General features: G+C 65.5%; 15 protein-coding genes and 1 tRNA gene. 8 read left to right on the top strand and 8 right to left on the bottom strand.

The window, feature by feature from the left end; genetic code table 11:
• Nucleotides 1-139 precede the first annotated feature (139 nt).
• The 3 genes from fdhE to selB all read left to right on the top strand — a co-directional run bounded on the left by fdhE (nucleotide 140) and on the right by selB (nucleotide 4,955).
• A complete protein-coding gene (fdhE, locus tag THSYN_RS27530) occupies nucleotides 140-1,093 on the top strand; it encodes a formate dehydrogenase accessory protein FdhE (RefSeq protein ID WP_100921943.1) in 954 nt (317 codons plus the stop codon).
• Between the two features lie 156 nt (nucleotides 1,094-1,249).
• Nucleotides 1,250-2,719, top strand: coding sequence for an L-seryl-tRNA(Sec) selenium transferase (gene selA, locus THSYN_RS27525; protein WP_236848726.1), 1,470 nt, complete (start codon nucleotides 1,250-1,252; stop codon nucleotides 2,717-2,719).
• Nucleotides 2,720-3,047: 328 nt separating this feature from the next.
• A complete protein-coding gene (selB, locus tag THSYN_RS27520) occupies nucleotides 3,048-4,955 on the top strand; it encodes a selenocysteine-specific translation elongation factor (RefSeq protein ID WP_100921941.1) in 1,908 nt (635 codons plus the stop codon).
• 173 nt (nucleotides 4,956-5,128) lie between these two features.
• Here selB and THSYN_RS27515 read toward each other — a convergent pair whose 3' ends face one another.
• Nucleotides 5,129-5,968, bottom strand: coding sequence for a diguanylate cyclase domain-containing protein (locus THSYN_RS27515; RefSeq protein ID WP_100921940.1), 840 nt, complete (start codon nucleotides 5,966-5,968; stop codon nucleotides 5,129-5,131).
• A 20-nt stretch (nucleotides 5,969-5,988) separates the two neighbouring features.
• On the bottom strand, nucleotides 5,989-6,669 hold the full coding sequence (locus tag THSYN_RS27510; RefSeq protein WP_100921939.1) for a cobalamin B12-binding domain-containing protein: 681 nt from the start codon (nucleotides 6,667-6,669) through the stop codon (nucleotides 5,989-5,991).
• Between the two features lie 297 nt (nucleotides 6,670-6,966).
• Here THSYN_RS27510 and THSYN_RS27505 point away from each other — a divergent pair.
• From THSYN_RS27505 to THSYN_RS27490, 4 genes are all read left to right on the top strand, one after another.
• Nucleotides 6,967-7,063: transfer RNA gene (locus THSYN_RS27505), tRNA-Sec, on the top strand.
• A gap of 21 nt (nucleotides 7,064-7,084) precedes the next feature.
• A complete protein-coding gene (locus THSYN_RS27500) occupies nucleotides 7,085-7,258 on the top strand; it encodes an AAA family ATPase (RefSeq protein ID WP_236848725.1) in 174 nt (57 codons plus the stop codon).
• Between the two features lie 30 nt (nucleotides 7,259-7,288).
• Nucleotides 7,289-7,510 carry a hypothetical protein gene (locus THSYN_RS27495; protein WP_100921938.1) on the top strand — a complete coding sequence of 74 codons (222 nt, stop codon included), beginning with the start codon at nucleotides 7,289-7,291 and terminating at the stop codon, nucleotides 7,508-7,510.
• A 14-nt stretch (nucleotides 7,511-7,524) separates the two neighbouring features.
• A complete protein-coding gene (locus THSYN_RS27490) occupies nucleotides 7,525-7,857 on the top strand; it encodes a transcriptional regulator (RefSeq protein ID WP_236848724.1) in 333 nt (110 codons plus the stop codon).
• A gap of 114 nt (nucleotides 7,858-7,971) precedes the next feature.
• Here the strand turns inward: THSYN_RS27490 and THSYN_RS27485 are convergent, their stop codons facing one another.
• The 3 genes from THSYN_RS27485 to THSYN_RS27480 form a co-directional block, all read right to left on the bottom strand.
• Complete coding sequence (locus THSYN_RS27485; protein WP_100921936.1) at nucleotides 7,972-8,265, bottom strand: type II toxin-antitoxin system Phd/YefM family antitoxin; 294 nt, start codon at nucleotides 8,263-8,265, stop codon at nucleotides 7,972-7,974.
• A 142-nt stretch (nucleotides 8,266-8,407) separates the two neighbouring features.
• Nucleotides 8,408-9,349, bottom strand: coding sequence for a hypothetical protein (locus tag THSYN_RS34415; protein WP_157817975.1), 942 nt, complete (start codon nucleotides 9,347-9,349; stop codon nucleotides 8,408-8,410).
• Nucleotides 9,350-9,502: 153 nt separating this feature from the next.
• On the bottom strand, nucleotides 9,503-10,846 hold the full coding sequence (locus THSYN_RS27480; protein ID WP_157817974.1) for a hypothetical protein: 1,344 nt from the start codon (nucleotides 10,844-10,846) through the stop codon (nucleotides 9,503-9,505).
• An 88-nt stretch (nucleotides 10,847-10,934) separates the two neighbouring features.
• Here THSYN_RS27480 and THSYN_RS27475 point away from each other — a divergent pair, with 88 nt between their 5' ends.
• On the top strand, nucleotides 10,935-12,221 hold the full coding sequence (locus THSYN_RS27475) for an ISKra4 family transposase (protein ID WP_100917720.1): 1,287 nt from the start codon (nucleotides 10,935-10,937) through the stop codon (nucleotides 12,219-12,221).
• On the opposite strand, the gene THSYN_RS34410 is transcribed toward THSYN_RS27475, so the two are convergent.
• The 3 genes from THSYN_RS34410 to THSYN_RS27465 all read right to left on the bottom strand — a co-directional run bounded on the left by THSYN_RS34410 (nucleotide 12,138) and on the right by THSYN_RS27465 (nucleotide 14,578).
• Nucleotides 12,138-13,334, bottom strand: coding sequence for a hypothetical protein (locus THSYN_RS34410; protein ID WP_157817973.1), 1,197 nt, complete (start codon nucleotides 13,332-13,334; stop codon nucleotides 12,138-12,140). The two genes, THSYN_RS27475 and THSYN_RS34410, sit on opposite strands and share 84 nt — an antisense overlap.
• Nucleotides 13,327-14,214 carry a J domain-containing protein gene (locus THSYN_RS27470; protein ID WP_100921934.1) on the bottom strand — a complete coding sequence of 296 codons (888 nt, stop codon included), beginning with the start codon at nucleotides 14,212-14,214 and terminating at the stop codon, nucleotides 13,327-13,329. The genes THSYN_RS34410 and THSYN_RS27470 overlap by 8 nt, the downstream gene beginning before the upstream one ends.
• Nucleotides 14,215-14,347: 133 nt before the next feature.
• Entirely contained in the window at nucleotides 14,348-14,578 is a 231-nt protein-coding gene (locus THSYN_RS27465; protein ID WP_100921933.1) for a phospholipase D-like domain-containing protein, read from the bottom strand.
• Nucleotides 14,579-15,299: the final 721 nt, after the last annotated feature.

The following is a 15,299-nucleotide window of genomic DNA, read 5'->3' as shown; positions in this document are numbered from 1 at the left end:
TGGGGTGCGGCGCTCCCAGGCGGTCGGCCTGGGGGCCGACCGACCCGTCGCGGGGGCCGGAACCATGATCGAGGCCGACGAGTCATCCGTGAACTTTGCATGAAACGCCATCCGGACCCCGGGGAGCAACCGATCCACCATGCCCAATGCCATCCTCCAACCCGGCCAACTCGAGCCCGCCGCCGGGGTCTTCCCCACCCGGCGTCTGCCCGCGCCCGGGCTCTTCACCGCCCGTGCCCAACGCCTGCACGCACTGGCCCCCGGTCACGGCCTGGAGCCCCTGCTGCGCTTTGCGGCACACCTGGCGGAGTCGCAACAGCGGTTGTGGGACGATGCGGCGCCCGAACCGCTGCCGTCGGCCGACCTGCTCGCGTGCTGCCGGGAGGCCGCCATGCCGCCCCTGGCCGCCCCAGGCTGGTGGCCGGGGCCCGGCTGGCACGACCTGCTGCGCCGACTGGCGGCCGAGTTGGCGCCCGCGGCGCCTGACCCCAGGGCCTTGGCGCCGCTCGCCCAGGCCTCGGGCGCCTGGCTGGAGGCACAGGCCCGTGCCCTGCTGGGCCTGGATGCAACTGAGTTGGACCTGACCGCCGCACCCCTGATTGGCGCCGCGCTACAGGTCTGCTGGACTGGTGCCGCGGCGCGGCTCGACCCGGGCGACCTTGCCCCACCTGGACTGGGCGAGACGCCGCCCGGGCTCTGCCCGGTGTGCGGGGCCCTGCCGGTGGCCGCGGTCCTGCGCATCAATGGGGCCGAGGACGGGCTGCGCTATCTCCACTGCGGCCTCTGCGCCACCGAATGGCATCTGGTGCGGGCCAAGTGCAGCCTGTGCGACAACGGTTGCGGGATCAGCTACCTGGGCCTGACGGGGCCGGACGCGGACCAGGGGCCGGGGCACCAGGCCGCGGTGCAGGCCGAGGCCTGCCCGGAGTGTCGGGGCTATCTCAAGCTCTGCCGATTGGAGCGTGACCCGCAGCTTGACCCTTGGGCGGACGACCTTGCCACGCTCGCGCTGGACCTGCTGGTGGAGCAAGAGGGCTTCGAGCGGGCGGGGCTGAACTTTCTGCTGCTTCAGGGCGGGGCGGCGGCGCCGTGAGGTCTGCAATCGGTCGTCATGCCCATCGTGCCGGTCCGCGGCGCGCGGTCCGCACAGCGGACCCTGCGGGGAGGCTCCGCGCCCGTAGGGTCCGCTGTGCGGACCAGCGACCGCGCAAGCCGCGTGCCCGCCGGGATTGTAGTCAAAGGCCCTGCCGTGCCTAGCCCCATCCCCGCCCGCCGGCCCCCGTCGGTCGATCGCGTGCTCGGCTGGCCGGACCTGGCGCCGCTGCTGCTCGACTACGGCCGTGCGCCGGTGCTCGCGGCGGTGCGCGCGCTGATCGACGAGCTGCGCCCCGGGCTCGCCGACCCGGTCCCGAGCGGGGACCCGCCGGCCGATCCGTTCGCCCCGGCCCCCTTCGCCGCCCGTCTCGCCGGGCGCCTGGCACGGACACAGGCGCCGCGGCTGCGCCGGGTCTTCAACCTTACCGGCACCGTCCTTCACACCAACCTGGGACGGGCGCCCCTGCCGGAGGAGGCGGTGGCCGCCCTGACGCTGGCCGCCCGCGAGCCCTGCGCCCTGGAATATGACCTGGAGGGCGGGGCCCGGGGCGATCGGGACTCGGTGGTGGAGGGTTGGCTGCGGGACCTGACCGGAGCCGAGGCGGCGACCGTGGTGAACAACAATGCCGCCGCGGTCTTCCTGCTCCTCAATACGCTCGCCCTGCGCCGCGAGGTCCTGGTCTCCCGCGGCGAGTTGGTGGAGATCGGCGGGGCCTTTCGGATCCCCGACATCATGTCGCGCGCCGGCGCGCGTCTCACGGAGGTCGGCACCACTAACCGGACCCATGCGCGGGACTTCGCGGAGGCGCTGGGTCCGCGTACCGGCCTGCTGATGAAGGTCCACACCAGCAACTATGCCATCACCGGCTTCACCGCCACGGTGCCGGAGCCCGAGCTGGCCGCGCTCGCCCATGCGCGCGGCCTGCCCTTCGTCGTGGACCTCGGCAGCGGGACCCTGGTGGACCTGGCCGCCTACGGCCTGCCGCACGAGCCCACCCCGCGGGAGACCCTGGCGCACGGGGCGGACCTGGTGACCTTCAGCGGCGACAAGCTCTTGGGCGGTCCCCAGGCCGGCATTCTGGTCGGGCGCGCGGACCTCATCGCCCGCATCAAAAAGAACCCGTTGAAACGGGCGCTGCGCCTGGGCAAGCTCACCCTGGCCGCCCTGGAGGCCGTGCTGCGTCTGTATCAGGACCCGGAGCGGCTGGCGCAGCGCCTGCCGACGCTGCGGCTGCTCACGCGCCCGGTGGGAGACATCGAATCGCTGGCGGCCGTCCTGCTCCCGGCCCTGACCGCGGCCCTGGCCGGTTGGCCGCTGACGGTCGCGACCGCGCCGGTCCACAGCCAGATCGGCAGCGGCTCACTGCCGGTGGACCTGCTGCCCAGCCACGCCCTGGTGGTGCGGCCGCAGGGCCGCCGCGGCGGCGTACTGCGGGAGTTGGAGGCCGCCCTGCGCGCGCTGCCGATCCCGGTGATCGGCCGGGTGGCGGACGGCGCCCTGTGGCTCGACCTGCGCTGCCTGGAAGACCCGGAGACCTTTCGCGGTCAGTTGCCGATCCTCGCTTCCCATTGCGGCGGTCAAGAAGAGAAGAGGCCGCAAATGAACGCCAATGGACGCAAATGAAGAGAACAGGTTTCTCAGTGATGCTGATCTGTAACCAATATCGCTATTAGCCTATGGAGTAGCAGCTGAGCCGACTTTGAGCGATTATCCTGAAATCCACAGATGAACACAGATGAACACAGATTTGCTCCGAATTGTCATACGCTTATCGCTGATGTCACAATCACCGGCAAGGTGATCTCCCAGCCAAGCGTAAGTCAATGAAACATCTGTGTTAATCTGTGTTCATCTGTGGATAAAAACTCTTTCTGTGGTTATTTGTGTCCATTGACGTTCATTTGCGGCTAACCAATCTTTCCATTTCCCGGCATCCCCCATCGAGCGCCCTATGATCATCGGCACCGCCGGCCACATCGACCACGGCAAGAGCGCCCTGGTGCGCGCCTTGACCGGGGTGGAGACGGACCGCCTGCCGGAGGAGCAGGCGCGCGGCATCACCCTGGACCTGGGCTTTGCCTACCAGGAGATCGACACGGGCGAGGTCCTGGGTTTCGTGGACGTGCCGGGTCATGAGCGCCTGGTGCACAACATGGTGGCCGGGGCGGCTGGGATCGACTACGTGATCCTGGTCGTGGCGGCGGACGACGGCCCCATGCCCCAGACCCGTGAACACCTGGAGATCCTGGACCTGCTGGGCCTGGAGCGGGGTCTGGTCGCCCTGACCAAGATCGATCGGGTGCCGCCCGCACGGGTCAGCCAGGCCGCGGCCGAGGTGCGGGCCTTGTTGCAGGGCACGGCCCTGGCCGGGGCGCCGGTGTTCCCCGTGAATACCCTCTCCGGGGACGGTATCGAGCCGCTCGCGCTGCACCTGCGCGCCGCCGCCGCGGACCTGCCGACGCGCCGCGGCGGCGGCGGGTTCCGGCTCGCGGTGGACCGCAGTTTCAGCATCGCCGGGGCCGGGACCGTGGTGACCGGCATCGTCCTGGACGGCCGGGTCCGCCCCGGTGACCGGCTGCTGGTCTCCCCCGCGGGCCACCCGGTGCGGGTGCGCGGGGTCCACGCCCAGGGCCGGCCGACGCAAGAGGGCAGGGCGGGACAGCGCTGCGCCCTGAACCTCGCCGACCTGCACCGCGATGCGGTCGGGCGCGGCGATCTGGTGCTGGCCCCGGCCCTGCACCTGCCCACCCGCCGACTGGACGTGCGCCTGCGGGTCCTGGCCGCGGAGCCCGGCCCGCTCAAGCACTGGACCCCGGTCCATTGCCACCTGGGGGCCGCCCATCTGACCGGCCGGGTGGCGGTGCTGGACGGCGAGGCCATCGCCCCCGGGGCCGTGGGGCTGGCCCAATTGATCCTGGATGCCGACCTGGCGGCGTTGCGTGGGGACCGCCTCATCCTGCGCGACCAGTCCGCCCGCCGCACCATCGCCGGCGGCTGGGTGCTGGACCCGGAGCCGCCCGCCCGCGGCCGCCGCCGCCCGGCGCGGCTCGCCCTGCTGGCGGCGCTGAGCGAACGCGAAACCTTGAGCGCCGCCGCTGCCGCCCTCGATCTTGCGGAGCAGGGGCTGAGCCTGGAGCGCCTGGAGCGGCACTGGAACCTCGACCCCGGGCAGGCCGCGGCCATCGCCGCGCTGCCCGGCGGCGAGCGGCTGGACACCCCGGCGGGTCCGCTCCTGTTCGCCCGGGCGCACTGGCAGGCGCTCCAACAGCGCGTCCTCGCCGCGCTGGCGCAGGGCCACGCCGAGCACCCCGACCAACTCGGCCCGGACCGCGAGCGCCTGCGCCGCGGCGCCTGCCCGGCCATGGAGCGTGCGGCCTTCGCCGGGCTGCTGGAGCGCATGGTTGCCGCCGGGGCGCTGATGCGCAGCGGCCCCTGGGTCCATCTGCCCGGGCACGCGGTGCGGCTCGCGCCGGCCGATGCGACCCTGTGGCAGACCGGCATCCGGCCGCTGCTGGAGGCGCAGCCGTTCCAGCCCCCGCGGGTGCGCGATCTGGCCCGCGCCCTGGCGCAGGACGAGGCCCTGATCCGCCAACTGCTCCAGCGCCTCGCCGCGATGGGCGAGGTTTACCGGGTCGCGCACGACCACTATTTCACGCCGACGGCGGTGGCGGACCTCGGCGCCATCGCCCTGCGCCTCACCGAGACCGACGGCGCGGCGCGCGCCGCCGCCTTTCGCGATGCCGCCGGCACCGGGCGTAAGCTAGCCATCCAGATCCTGGAGTTCTTCGACCGCATCGGCTACTCGCGCCGCATCGGTGATGACCACCGCGTATTCCGCGACAGCCTGCTGACCCGGTAGGTGTCAGCCCAGAAAGAGCAGTTTAGCCGCAAATGAACGCAAATTGACGTGAATAATCAGAGATTTGGCCTTTACTGTGTGTTCCCCGTCCGGGTGACGTTTGCGACGATGCCAACCAGCAGATTTATTTGCGCTTATTTGCGTTTATTTGCGGCCAAATACTCTTCTTAGGGTCAGTCGCCCGCCTGATCCAGCGGCTCGGGCCCGAGGTGGCCGCGGCGGCTCGCCAGTGGGCCCATGCGCCCCGGCAATGGGTGGGGCGGTGGGCGCACCCGCTTGGCGGCGTACATGGCCTGATCCGCCCGGTGGAGCAGGTCCTCGGCGGTCTCCCCCGCCTGCGGGCCTAAGGCGACGCCGATACTCGCGCTCACGCGGACGCTCAGTCCGCTGAGCCAGATGGGCTTGATCAGCGCCGCCTGGATCTCGTGCGCCACCTGGCGCGCGTGTTCCGGCGCCTCGACGTCGCGCAGCACCACCACGAACTCATCCCCGCCAAGTCGCGCCACGCTGTCGGTATCGCGCACGCTGCGCTTGAGCCGCTCCGCGACCGTCTGGAGTACCGTGTCGCCGGCCGCGTGCCCATGGGTGTCGTTGATCGGCTTGAAGCGGTCGAGTTCGACCACGTCGTACTCGCCCAGGATCAGGACCTCCGCGCCCTTGCGGTAGACCTGGCCGTGCAGGGTGCGGTTCGTGCGATAGCCATCGCCCAGGGTCAGCCAGCCCGCGAACAGCAGGCCCTCGGTGCCCCCGGCGAGCAACTGGGCGAAGCTGGGGTTGACCAGGTAGTCGCGGCGCGGGCGATCGGGGGTCGCGCCGTCCAGCACCGTGTTCATACCGCGATTGAGATAGATGGGCTCGCCGTCGAGGGTGAAGCGGCCGACCGCCAGGGCGTCGCTCGTGTCGTGCGCCCGGTCGAGTTCCTCGCCCCAGGCGTGACCCGGTGCCGGTGTCGATGCATCGGCGGGGCTATCCGGCGGCCGGGGGGCGTCCGGCACCGCGTCGCTCTGGTCCATGGCGGCGCTCACCGGTGCGTCTAACCGTCGCGGTCCAAACGGGTCACCAGCCGTTCGAGCGCGTCGAGGTCGGCCATGTAGTGGACCTTGGGATCGGCCGTCAGGGTCGGGCCGAGCCGGCGCAAGCCCTGGCCGCCGATCAACAGCGGCAGCGCCGGGTGGGCGGCCCGCAGCAGGCCGAGCGCGGCGTGCAGCGCATCCAGATGGGTGTCGATGCTGAGCGAGAGACCGACCGCGTTTGGCTGTAGTTCCAACACCGTGCGCAGCAGTTCAGTGGTCGGGGTGTCGGCGCCCAGATAGAGCGCCTCCCAGCCGTGCATCTCGAACACATCGCAGGCCATCTTGGCGCCGACCTGGTGCAGTTCCCCCTCCACCGAGCCGATAATGATCCGGCGGCCGCGGCGGTACGGCGCGATGACCCGCGGATAGAGCCGATTGAGCAGGCCCTCGACGACGGCCGTGGCCAGGTGCTCGGTGCCGACCGAGATCCGGTTGTGCTCCCACTCCTCGCCCACCTGGTAGAGCGCCCGTTGAAAGAGTTGCTGGTACAGGGCGAGGATCGGCACGCCCGCGCCCAGGGCCTGATCGGTCAGGGCCTCGCAACGGCGCCGGTGTCCGGCCAACAGGGCCGCAACGAATCCGGGGTAAAGAATCGTCAGGGTCGAGTCGGGCACGGGCAGGTCCAGGTCTTCGGTCGCCATCGGCAGCCACCTCGCAACACGGCAGGCCAGGGTCGGGATACCAGCGTCGGGCGCTGGTCGGGTGTCGCGCCGGGAGTCGGTCGCGACAGTCGTCGCCCGCCCGGCGCAACCGTGTCATCGTTGCAGGAAGGGCCAGCGGCGAAAAGAGTATAAGGGTCGCAGCCGGAGCGACGATAGTGGGGCCGGTCACGAAAGGGGCCGCGCCCGCGTCGGCGCTGAACGGCGCCGCTGGTCGGCAGCGCCGCGGCACAGGTCCGGTTGCCGGTTGCCCCGGCGGCCCGGCCGACAATTTCTTCTGGAAGGGCGTCGCTATCCGGTGAGGCGGCCGGACTTCAAATCCGGTTGGGGCCGTCAGGCGGTCCCGGGTGGGTTCGACTCCCACGCCCTTCCGCCAACAACAGACGCGTTCCAGACCATGCGAATCGACCATGTCCGCCTCAAGAACTGGCTGAACTTCCGCAAGGTCGACGCCGCGCTGATCGAAACCACATACCTGATCGGCCCGAATGCCTCCGGTAAGTCCAATTTCCTGGACCTGTTTCGCTTTTTGCGTACTGATCGGCGCTATAACCGGAGATTCCAGTGGTAGCCCTTTCCATCGAATAATCGAGAGCAAGCCATGCCCAGCGTCACGCTCAAAGCCCACTTCGATGGGCGTTCGATCCTCCTGGACGAGCCCTACCAACTTCCTCCCAACGCCCGCTTGCTGGTAACCCTGGTAGAGCCGGGCCAAGACGACGAGCGCGCCGCATGGGTGGGACTGGCGCTCTCCGGCTTGGCCGGTGCCTATGGCGACGACGAGCCGGACTATGGGCCGGCCGATCTTCTACGGCGCCCGTGAACGGGGGCGACGTGGTGTTGGCCCCCCTCCCGCAAGCCGACGGGCGCGTGAAGAACCGTCCGACCATCGCCCTGCGGCGCCTGCCTGGCTTCGGGGACTGGCTGCTGTGTGGCGTCAGTAGCCAGCTTCGGCAGGAGATCGCCGGTTTCGATGACCCTATCCGCCCCGGGCATACGGACTTTGGGACCAGCGGACTCAAGGCGCCCTCGCTGATCCGTCTCGGGTTCCTGGCGGTAGTGCCAGAGGCCAAGTTGCTGGGGAGCATCGGCGCCCTGGCCCCGGAGCGCCACCGGCGGTTGCTCCACCGGTTGTCTGACTACCTGGGGCCGAAGCCGCTCGGGGGCTGATCGGTGCCGATCCTGCACGCCACCGAAGGTCGTAACGATGAAAGGCACGGCGCACGGATGCCATGGGTTGCGGGCGTGCCAACTCCGACCAGACGTTGGTATCGAGGAGGTATCTCATTGGTCCCAAGAGACATCCCGGCCGGTCTCCTTGGAACGCAAACTCGCGACCTCTTGATCGGTCAGCGGCTCGCACGCGTCCTCCTGCAAGCGCTTGCGCCAACCCGCAAGAAAGTCGAGATACCCGGTCGGCTTGGGCAGTGCGTTGGTGAGGCGATTGAACTCCTGCTCGGACAGGATCACCGCCACCCGTTTGCCGCGGCGGGTGATATGCACCGGTTCTCCGGCCTCGGCCCGCTGCACCAGGCTTGGCAGCCGCGCCTTCGCGTTGACAATCGATGTATCGGACATCTGATAGCTACCTTGGGCTTGTTGATATCTGCTCGGTCGCGCTGCGCCCGGCTGGGTGAGGGTGAGACGTGCGCGCCCCGCTCGGTTCGGTGATCATGGACCATGTTGGGGTTCCTGCGTCACCCCAACCTACTGCCTGGATTTAGCTGTCATCGCGTTCAGAGAAGTCGGGGTCAACCGAAAGCTCACTGCGGAGTACCAAGAGGTTTGGAAAGGCGTCATTCCAATCTGGGCCTTCGCCAACATCTTGAAGTTCGGCGAGCAACGAACGCGCAACAGGTGAGTCCGCATCCGCCGTCCTAATGTGCGCTGTCAGCACTGATTTTAACCACTTGGCCATTGGCGGAAAATCGGATCGTGTGCCGTTTGGTTGAGTAATCACAACTGGCGTCCCGATCTCAAGACTGTAGAGCGATTGGGCAAAAAAAAGCGACGTTGCGCAGTACGCCGCATCGCCAAAGCCCGCGAACGACCGTCTGACAGGAAACCCATGATGCGTGCGCAACTGTCCCTTTGGACCCGTGGGCGTACCATTCGGTGACAAACAATCAGCCGACGCGTAGAAAAAATCGACTTTACCAGCAGCGGTTCGATGAAAGATACCGAAGGAACCGACCGACGGAACGACCGCACTGCTGAGAAGATCAGGCGGTGGTGAGAACACCGTCGTTGGCGAAATCGTCGGCCTTGCGCTAAGTAGGTCCCACTGCTCAAAGTTCGCCTTGAACATCTGTGGTTCAATCAATCCATTAAAGGACGCAAGATCCGTACAGTGTAAGGACCTGGACAATTTGGCTTGAAGCAGAGTCATCTTAACTCTGAGTCCACCGTCCTTTGAGAAAACGACAAACAGCACGTCGCAGAGCTCGCAGCGAGCAAGCGCGCGAAGCCACGGCTGAGAAGTATTGAAGTAGACCTGTCGCTTCGACCCGTGATACTCCTCCAAGTAAAATTGTGGACTCAGGGCCGCAAACGCGCGCATCATGGCGCGAAATTGTGCGATCTCTCCGAATTGAACGAGGGAAGACTCACGGGCGAAAGCGGACTGAAATGAAAGCGCGAACTGCCGAGCGTTGACGTGCATGCACAGGACCTCTGACTGGACCGGCTACCACGGGAAATAGGAGACGGGAATTCCGGGGACAGTTTGATCAATCGAGACTGGCCTCAAGCTGAATTAAGTATACTGTCACTGGAATTGCGGGCAGTGTACCCAGAGGAAAGCGCTGGCGCATTGTTAGATTCGTTCAAACTCGATGAGTGAAAAGCACGCGGGCAAACGAGATGCATGGCTGTTGGTCCGTCCGAAGATGTCCGCAATGTTTCCGTCTTCGGGTCCGCCGACAGCCCTTGATGAATCTTGAATAAGTTGGGCTGCGGCTGCTCCGTCTAGCGGCAATGGCAAGAGTTGTCGCTCGGCGAGTTCTTCGATTGAAAATGAAATACCGGGAAGGGGTTCACTACACCACATCGGCGTTGAATCGGTCGAATTACGAAAGACGATGAAATGATCTTCGTTTGTCGCCCAGCCGGGAGGTGCGGTCTGAATGTCAACGAACCGCAACGCGCTTAGATCGGCTGGCTTCCAAATATCGGCCTCTTCAAACACCATCCCGCATGTGTAAAAGACTGCCGTTTTTGCAATGGCTTTGAGACGGAGAAGCGTTTCGTGCTGCGAGATTCCCGTCGACTTATTAGGCTTGAGTGATAGCTCAGATCGGAAGTAGGGCGTCGAAAACCCGGCGGGCATCCGCTTTGAAGCGCGAGTAACCGTGTCCACAACCTTGAACTGCAAGAACTCGCCCAAATAGAATTTGTTGATAGACTTCGCTTGCGAAGCAATTGCGGCTTTTAGAGACGCAAACAGTTCGAGTTCGCTGAGATCCGACGATGTCCACCCTTGGTCGAACCCGACCCACGCTTCCTTTTGTGGGACTGGTTTATATAGGCGAATAAATTTTCCACTGAACTTCTTGGAGTAGTAGGAGATAAGTGCACTGTGAAAATGCATCTCGATAAGCGACTCAGGTAGCCAGTGGGACATTGGAAAGACCGGATTATTGAAAACGCGAAAATGAGCGCTTAGTTTCTGCCGAGTTACGTAATGCACCTTCTGCTGGCGATACGACTTATTCGGCAGCCACTCCTTCATGCTGAGGCGCTTCGCGCACTCCGTCGATCCATTTAATGCCTCGCAGTAATCTTGCTCGACGCCGTGGGCTAAGCAGTACATTTGGCCAAGATTGTATTGCGCATAGCTATCGCCGTCTTTGGCCAAAGGATGCCAGGCTGCAAAGGCAGTCTCAAACTCTCCGCGATTCGAGGCTCTTATGCCATCCTCGAATGTGAGCGGCGGCTTCGAGGCTATCCAAGAGTTTTGCCACGCGATTGCCGCACGAATAGATGCCTCACTCCAATGAAGCAGGATTCCGGATAACGCCAAATGAATTTCCGACCAATTCCAACGGTCGGCGTAGCGCTCGATTAGCGCGGCGCTCCAGGGCAATGCTTTATTCTTACTGAGACGCTCCCAGTCCCATCGGTCCAGGTAACGATCAATTAGCGTTTCCGTCCAGGGCAATGCATTGTTGCAGCGGGTGCGGCCTTGACATGATGTGCCTTTGAGGAGTATTTCGTAACCTTCTGTGACTAGACGAGAAGGTGCAGTCGTGGCGAAGGTAGTCAGGATCTCGGGTGACGAGGTGACGGTCGAGGTAACGGTGCGGCTCAGCGGTAGCCTGCTGGACATGGAAGGAGCCATCCAGGAGGCCACCAACGCGGTGGGGCGCTGCGCCACCGAGGAGGCGCTGCAGCGTTTCGACACCGACGGCAGTGCGATCCGTGTCGGCGCGATCAAGCTGACCGCGCGCGGGCGCGATCCGAAGGAGTACCAGACGCCTTACGGGCCGGTCGAGGTCGAGCGTTATGTCTACCAAAGCTCGCGCGGCGGGCGGATCTACTGTCCGCTCGAGCACCAGGCGCGGATCGTGCGCGGGGCGACCCCCCGATTCGCCAGTCAACTCAGCCACAAGTATGCGCAGCTCAACGTGCGCGCGGTGCAGACTGACCTTGAGCAGAACCACGGTCGGACGATCGCTACCTCGTATATTCAAAATGTTGCGGAGTGGGTAGGCACCATCGCCACGGCCAAAGAGGAGGACTGGGAGTACGCGATGCCGGCGCTTGAGACGCCCATCGCGACCGTCGTGGTCAGCCTCGACGGCGCCATGATCCCCATGGCCGACAGTGCGGGCTGGCGCGAAGCCATGGTCGGAACCCTCTCGCTTTACGACGGCGAGGGCGAGCGCCAGCACACCATCTACCTCGCTGCGGCACCCGAGTACGGCAAGCAGGAGTTCCGGCAACGCATGGAGCGCGAGATCCAACGCGTCAAGCGGCACCTCCCCGAGGCACTGTACCTGGGCATCGCCGACGGGGCGGCAAGCAACTGGCGGTTCCTCGAGCAACACACCGACCGCCAGTTGATCGATTTTTTCCATGCAACGGAATACGTGGGCAAAATCGCCCAAGCGACCCATCCGCAGCGCCACGCCGAGGGCCCGCGCGCGCAGTGGCAGAGCGCGCACTGCACGACGCTCAAGCACGACCCCGCCGCCCTTGACCTGCTCATCGGCGAGGCCGCGCGCCTGTCGCAGCGGCACACCCTCTCGCAGACGCTGCGCGACGACGTTCTCAGCGCTTGGACCTACTTCACCAACCATCGCCATCAAATGGACTACCCGGGCTTCGTCGCCGCGGGACTGCCGATCGGATCGGGCGTCACCGAGGCCGCCTGCAAGACCTTGGTCAAGCAACGGCTATGTGCCTCCGGGATGCGCTGGAAGAACAAAGGGGCCAAGATTGTGCTCAGCCTACGCGCACTGACGCAGACCACCGGACGATGGGCACAGTTCTGGCAGAAGATCGACCAGTTTGGGGCTGAGTGCTACGGTTAGGCACATTATTCGGAGGCCGCACCCGTTGCAGCTCAGGCCAGACCATCCCCAACGGTCCGCGTGGCGCTCGATTAGCGCGGGGCTCCAGGGTAATGCTTCGTTTGAGCTGAGGCCTTTCCAATTCCATCGGTCCAGGTAGCGATCAATTAGCGCATCCGTCCAGGGCAATGCATTGTTCCAGCTCAGACCAACCCATCCCCAGCGGTCGAGGTAGCGCTGGATTAGCGCGGGGCTCCAGGGTAATGCCGCGTTTGAACCAAGGTTATCCCAATTCCAGCGGTCGGCGTAGCGGTCGATAAGAGCAACGCTCCAGGGTAGAGTGTTGACGGCACTCAAATCGTCCCAATCCCAAAGGTCGGCGTAGCGATCGATTAGCGCCTCCGTCCAGGGCAGGCCGTCTCTGCTATCGCCGCTGGTGAGACTTTTCCAAACCCAGCGGCCGGCGTAGCGCTCTATTAAATCTTCGGTCCAAGGCAGGGCTCCATTTGAACCAAGGAAATCCCAATCCCAGCGGTCGAGGTAGCGCTCGATTAGCGCGGGGCTCCAGGGTAATGCTTCGTTTAAACTGAGGCTAGCCCAATCCAATCGGGTGGCGTAGCGCTCGATTAGCGCCTCGCTCCAGGCCCGCTCGTCCCTTAGACTGATCCAGCTCCAGTCCCATCGGTCCACGTAGCGATCAATTAGGGCCTCCTTCCAGGGCAATGCTTCGTTTACACCGAGACCTTTCCAATTCCAGCGGTCGGCATGGCGGTCGATAAGAGCTTCGCTCCAGGGCAGGGCTCTGTAAGTGAGCCAGCGCCAATCCCAGCGGTCGGCATAGCGGTCGACAAGAGATTCGCTCCAGGCCAGCGCGATATTTTCACTGAGTCGACTCCAGTCCCAGCGGTCGGCATAGCTGTCGAGTAGCGACTGGGTCAGTGGGTAATACCGCGAGAGCGTCTGGACAAACGCCTGTGAAGCCTCCGGATGCGTCGCAAAGAACTCGATATACCGCTCTTGCTCGATCCGCGCTAGGGCTTGGCCGGCAATGCGCAATTGCCGGTTGGTAATGACCAGCGCCTTGGGGCTACTGACAACCAGTGCACCGGGGTTGGATTCAGGCGTCTCACTCATGCTCGGCAAGCTCCGCTTCCAGTTGTTCGATGGCCTGTTCCAGCGCAACCCGCTGTTCGGCGAAGTAGGCGTCCCAGTCGGTCAGGTCCTTGAGCGTGCGGTAGGTGTCGGCGCGGCGCAGTTGGTGGACCTGGGCGGCCAGTTGGTCCAGATCGCGGCGCAGGACCGTGATGGCGTGACCCAGGGACTCGGCCTCGGTCAGGGTCAGGGAGCGGTCGACGAACAGGTGTCCCTCGCGTATTGCGGCATGGATGGCGCGCACGCCGCCCAGATCGTTGTTGCGATAGGCGGCCTGGAGTTGGACGAAGAGCCGGTTGGCGTGGTCGCGGTCGGCCGCGTCTACCTTATCCGGGTGGCACTTCTGGCTGGCCTGTTGATAGAGGCGTTTGAGTTCCTTGAGATCGTCGGGCGGGAGTTGCGGGGGCGCCGGGGTGTCGCGGGCGGTCTCATTGGCGTCGCGGTAGTCCTCGTAATCGGTTCGGGCGCTGTCGGCCTCCGCTGCGGCCTCCTGCCCGGCCACTGCCTGGCGGCGGAGCTTGTCCGCGCGCAGTTCCAGGTAGCGGGTGATCAGGTCGCCGATCTCGTGACTGGTGCGGAGCGAAAAGGCATGAATCAGCCGCTCGATCTCGGCCTTGTCGTCGGACAGGGCGGTGACCTGGTACTCCAGGCCGCGCAGGGTCAGACGCAGGTCGGCGATTTCCTGGTCGGTGGCGATGGTGAGGGCCGTGGCGCGTTGGAGGTAGTCGGCGATCCAGGCAAGGCCCGTGGCGGTGTCTCGGCCTTGCAGGGCGGTGAACAGGGGTTCGAGCCGGGCCGCGGCACCCGCGGGGCGGAGTTTGTCCAATTGCGGGGCGAGGCTGTCCCACTCGTCGAGCAACAAGAGGTTGCGGACGATCTCCAGGCGATGGCGCAGTTGGGCCTGGTCGATGGCCGGGGTGCTTTGTCCGTGTTTGGCCAGGAGGGCGTCGAAGGCGTTGAGGTAGTCGGCGGCGATGCCGGTCTCAAGGTCGTCGTCACCGGCGGCGATGACGGTGATGCTCTCGTCGTTGGCCTGCGCCGACGTTGATCCGGTCGTGCAGGACCGCGAGCCGTACCCGCAGGCCCCTCCCGGCCTGTCGGCACAGCACGTCGAACAGGTCCCGATCGGTGAACCAGGCGACCGCGACGACGATTTCCTGCGTCGCCGCGTTCAACCGCCGGGCGATCTCTTGCGTGATGTTCTCGAAATGGGCGGTCGTTTCCATGGGCTGTCCATTGACTGCCTGACGAGTGGGGAGGTAACCCGCGGGGGGCCTAGGTGGTCGATGCCTGCCCGCACCGATGGGGCATCGTACCGAAAGCCAAGGTTCAAGCCAAATGTCAGGTCTACACCCTGACCTCCGGGAGCGCGACCTGTGGCCGTGTTCGCCGCAGTCGGGATCGAGGTTCCAGGGCGGTGGGCGCCGGATCGGTGGACGGTCGACACCGTGGGTGCCCGGACCCGGCGGCTGAAGACGCTGACGGGTCCAGCCACCTGGACGCGGGGTACGCGCCCAAGGGCACGCAGACAGCGCAACCTGGCGACCAGCGCCAAAGGGCCAGCAAACTCAAGAACGCAAGGCCAGGCTAAGGTATACTAAAATCAAACTTTTAAGCATTTCCGCCGTAAGACGAAGTGTCTCCGCAAGTGGAGGCAGCAAAGTCATCCGGGGCAGCGTCCGAGGGACGCAGGGCGAAACCGGCCCCCCAAGTCGGTTACCGACCCTCTCTTGACCTTGCGCTCTCCTGTTTACAGTCACCCGCCCCCTGTCTCGTCTATCGGCGTGAGGGTGTGACCGCTTGGCGGGCGTAGGCCGAGCCAAGACCTCAGGAGCCGCGGACGGCTACCCTTGCGCCCTTGCTAACGGGGCGAGAGGCCGCACTGCCAAGTCAGGGCGATAAGTGTGGACCATGTACCGTGGAATTCGTCATCGACACCAATGCAGC

The organism is Candidatus Thiodictyon syntrophicum (assembly GCF_002813775.1).
Lineage (GTDB): Bacteria > Pseudomonadota > Gammaproteobacteria > Chromatiales > Chromatiaceae > Thiodictyon > Thiodictyon syntrophicum.
This window is presented reverse-complemented; position numbering and strand designations above follow the sequence as displayed.

Bases quoted from the DNA above. Each gene is read 5' to 3' on its own strand.
- fdhE (WP_100921943.1), top strand. From the start codon at position 140: ATGCCCAATGCCATCCTCCAACCCGGCCAACTCGAGCCCGCCGCCGGG.
- selB (WP_100921941.1), top strand. From the start codon at position 3,048: ATGATCATCGGCACCGCCGGCCACATCGACCACGGCAAGAGCGCCCTG.
- THSYN_RS27515 (WP_100921940.1), bottom strand. From the start codon at position 5,968: ATGGACCAGAGCGACGCGGTGCCGGACGCCCCCCGGCCGCCGGATAGC.
- THSYN_RS27510 (WP_100921939.1), bottom strand. From the start codon at position 6,669: ATGGCGACCGAAGACCTGGACCTGCCCGTGCCCGACTCGACCCTGACG.
- THSYN_RS27500 (WP_236848725.1), top strand. From the start codon at position 7,085: ATGCGAATCGACCATGTCCGCCTCAAGAACTGGCTGAACTTCCGCAAG.
- THSYN_RS27495 (WP_100921938.1), top strand. From the start codon at position 7,289: ATGCCCAGCGTCACGCTCAAAGCCCACTTCGATGGGCGTTCGATCCTC.
- THSYN_RS27485 (WP_100921936.1), bottom strand. From the start codon at position 8,265: ATGTCCGATACATCGATTGTCAACGCGAAGGCGCGGCTGCCAAGCCTG.
- THSYN_RS34415 (WP_157817975.1), bottom strand. From the start codon at position 9,349: ATGCACGTCAACGCTCGGCAGTTCGCGCTTTCATTTCAGTCCGCTTTC.
- THSYN_RS34410 (WP_157817973.1), bottom strand. From the start codon at position 13,334: ATGAGTGAGACGCCTGAATCCAACCCCGGTGCACTGGTTGTCAGTAGC.
- THSYN_RS27465 (WP_100921933.1), bottom strand. From the start codon at position 14,578: ATGGAAACGACCGCCCATTTCGAGAACATCACGCAAGAGATCGCCCGG.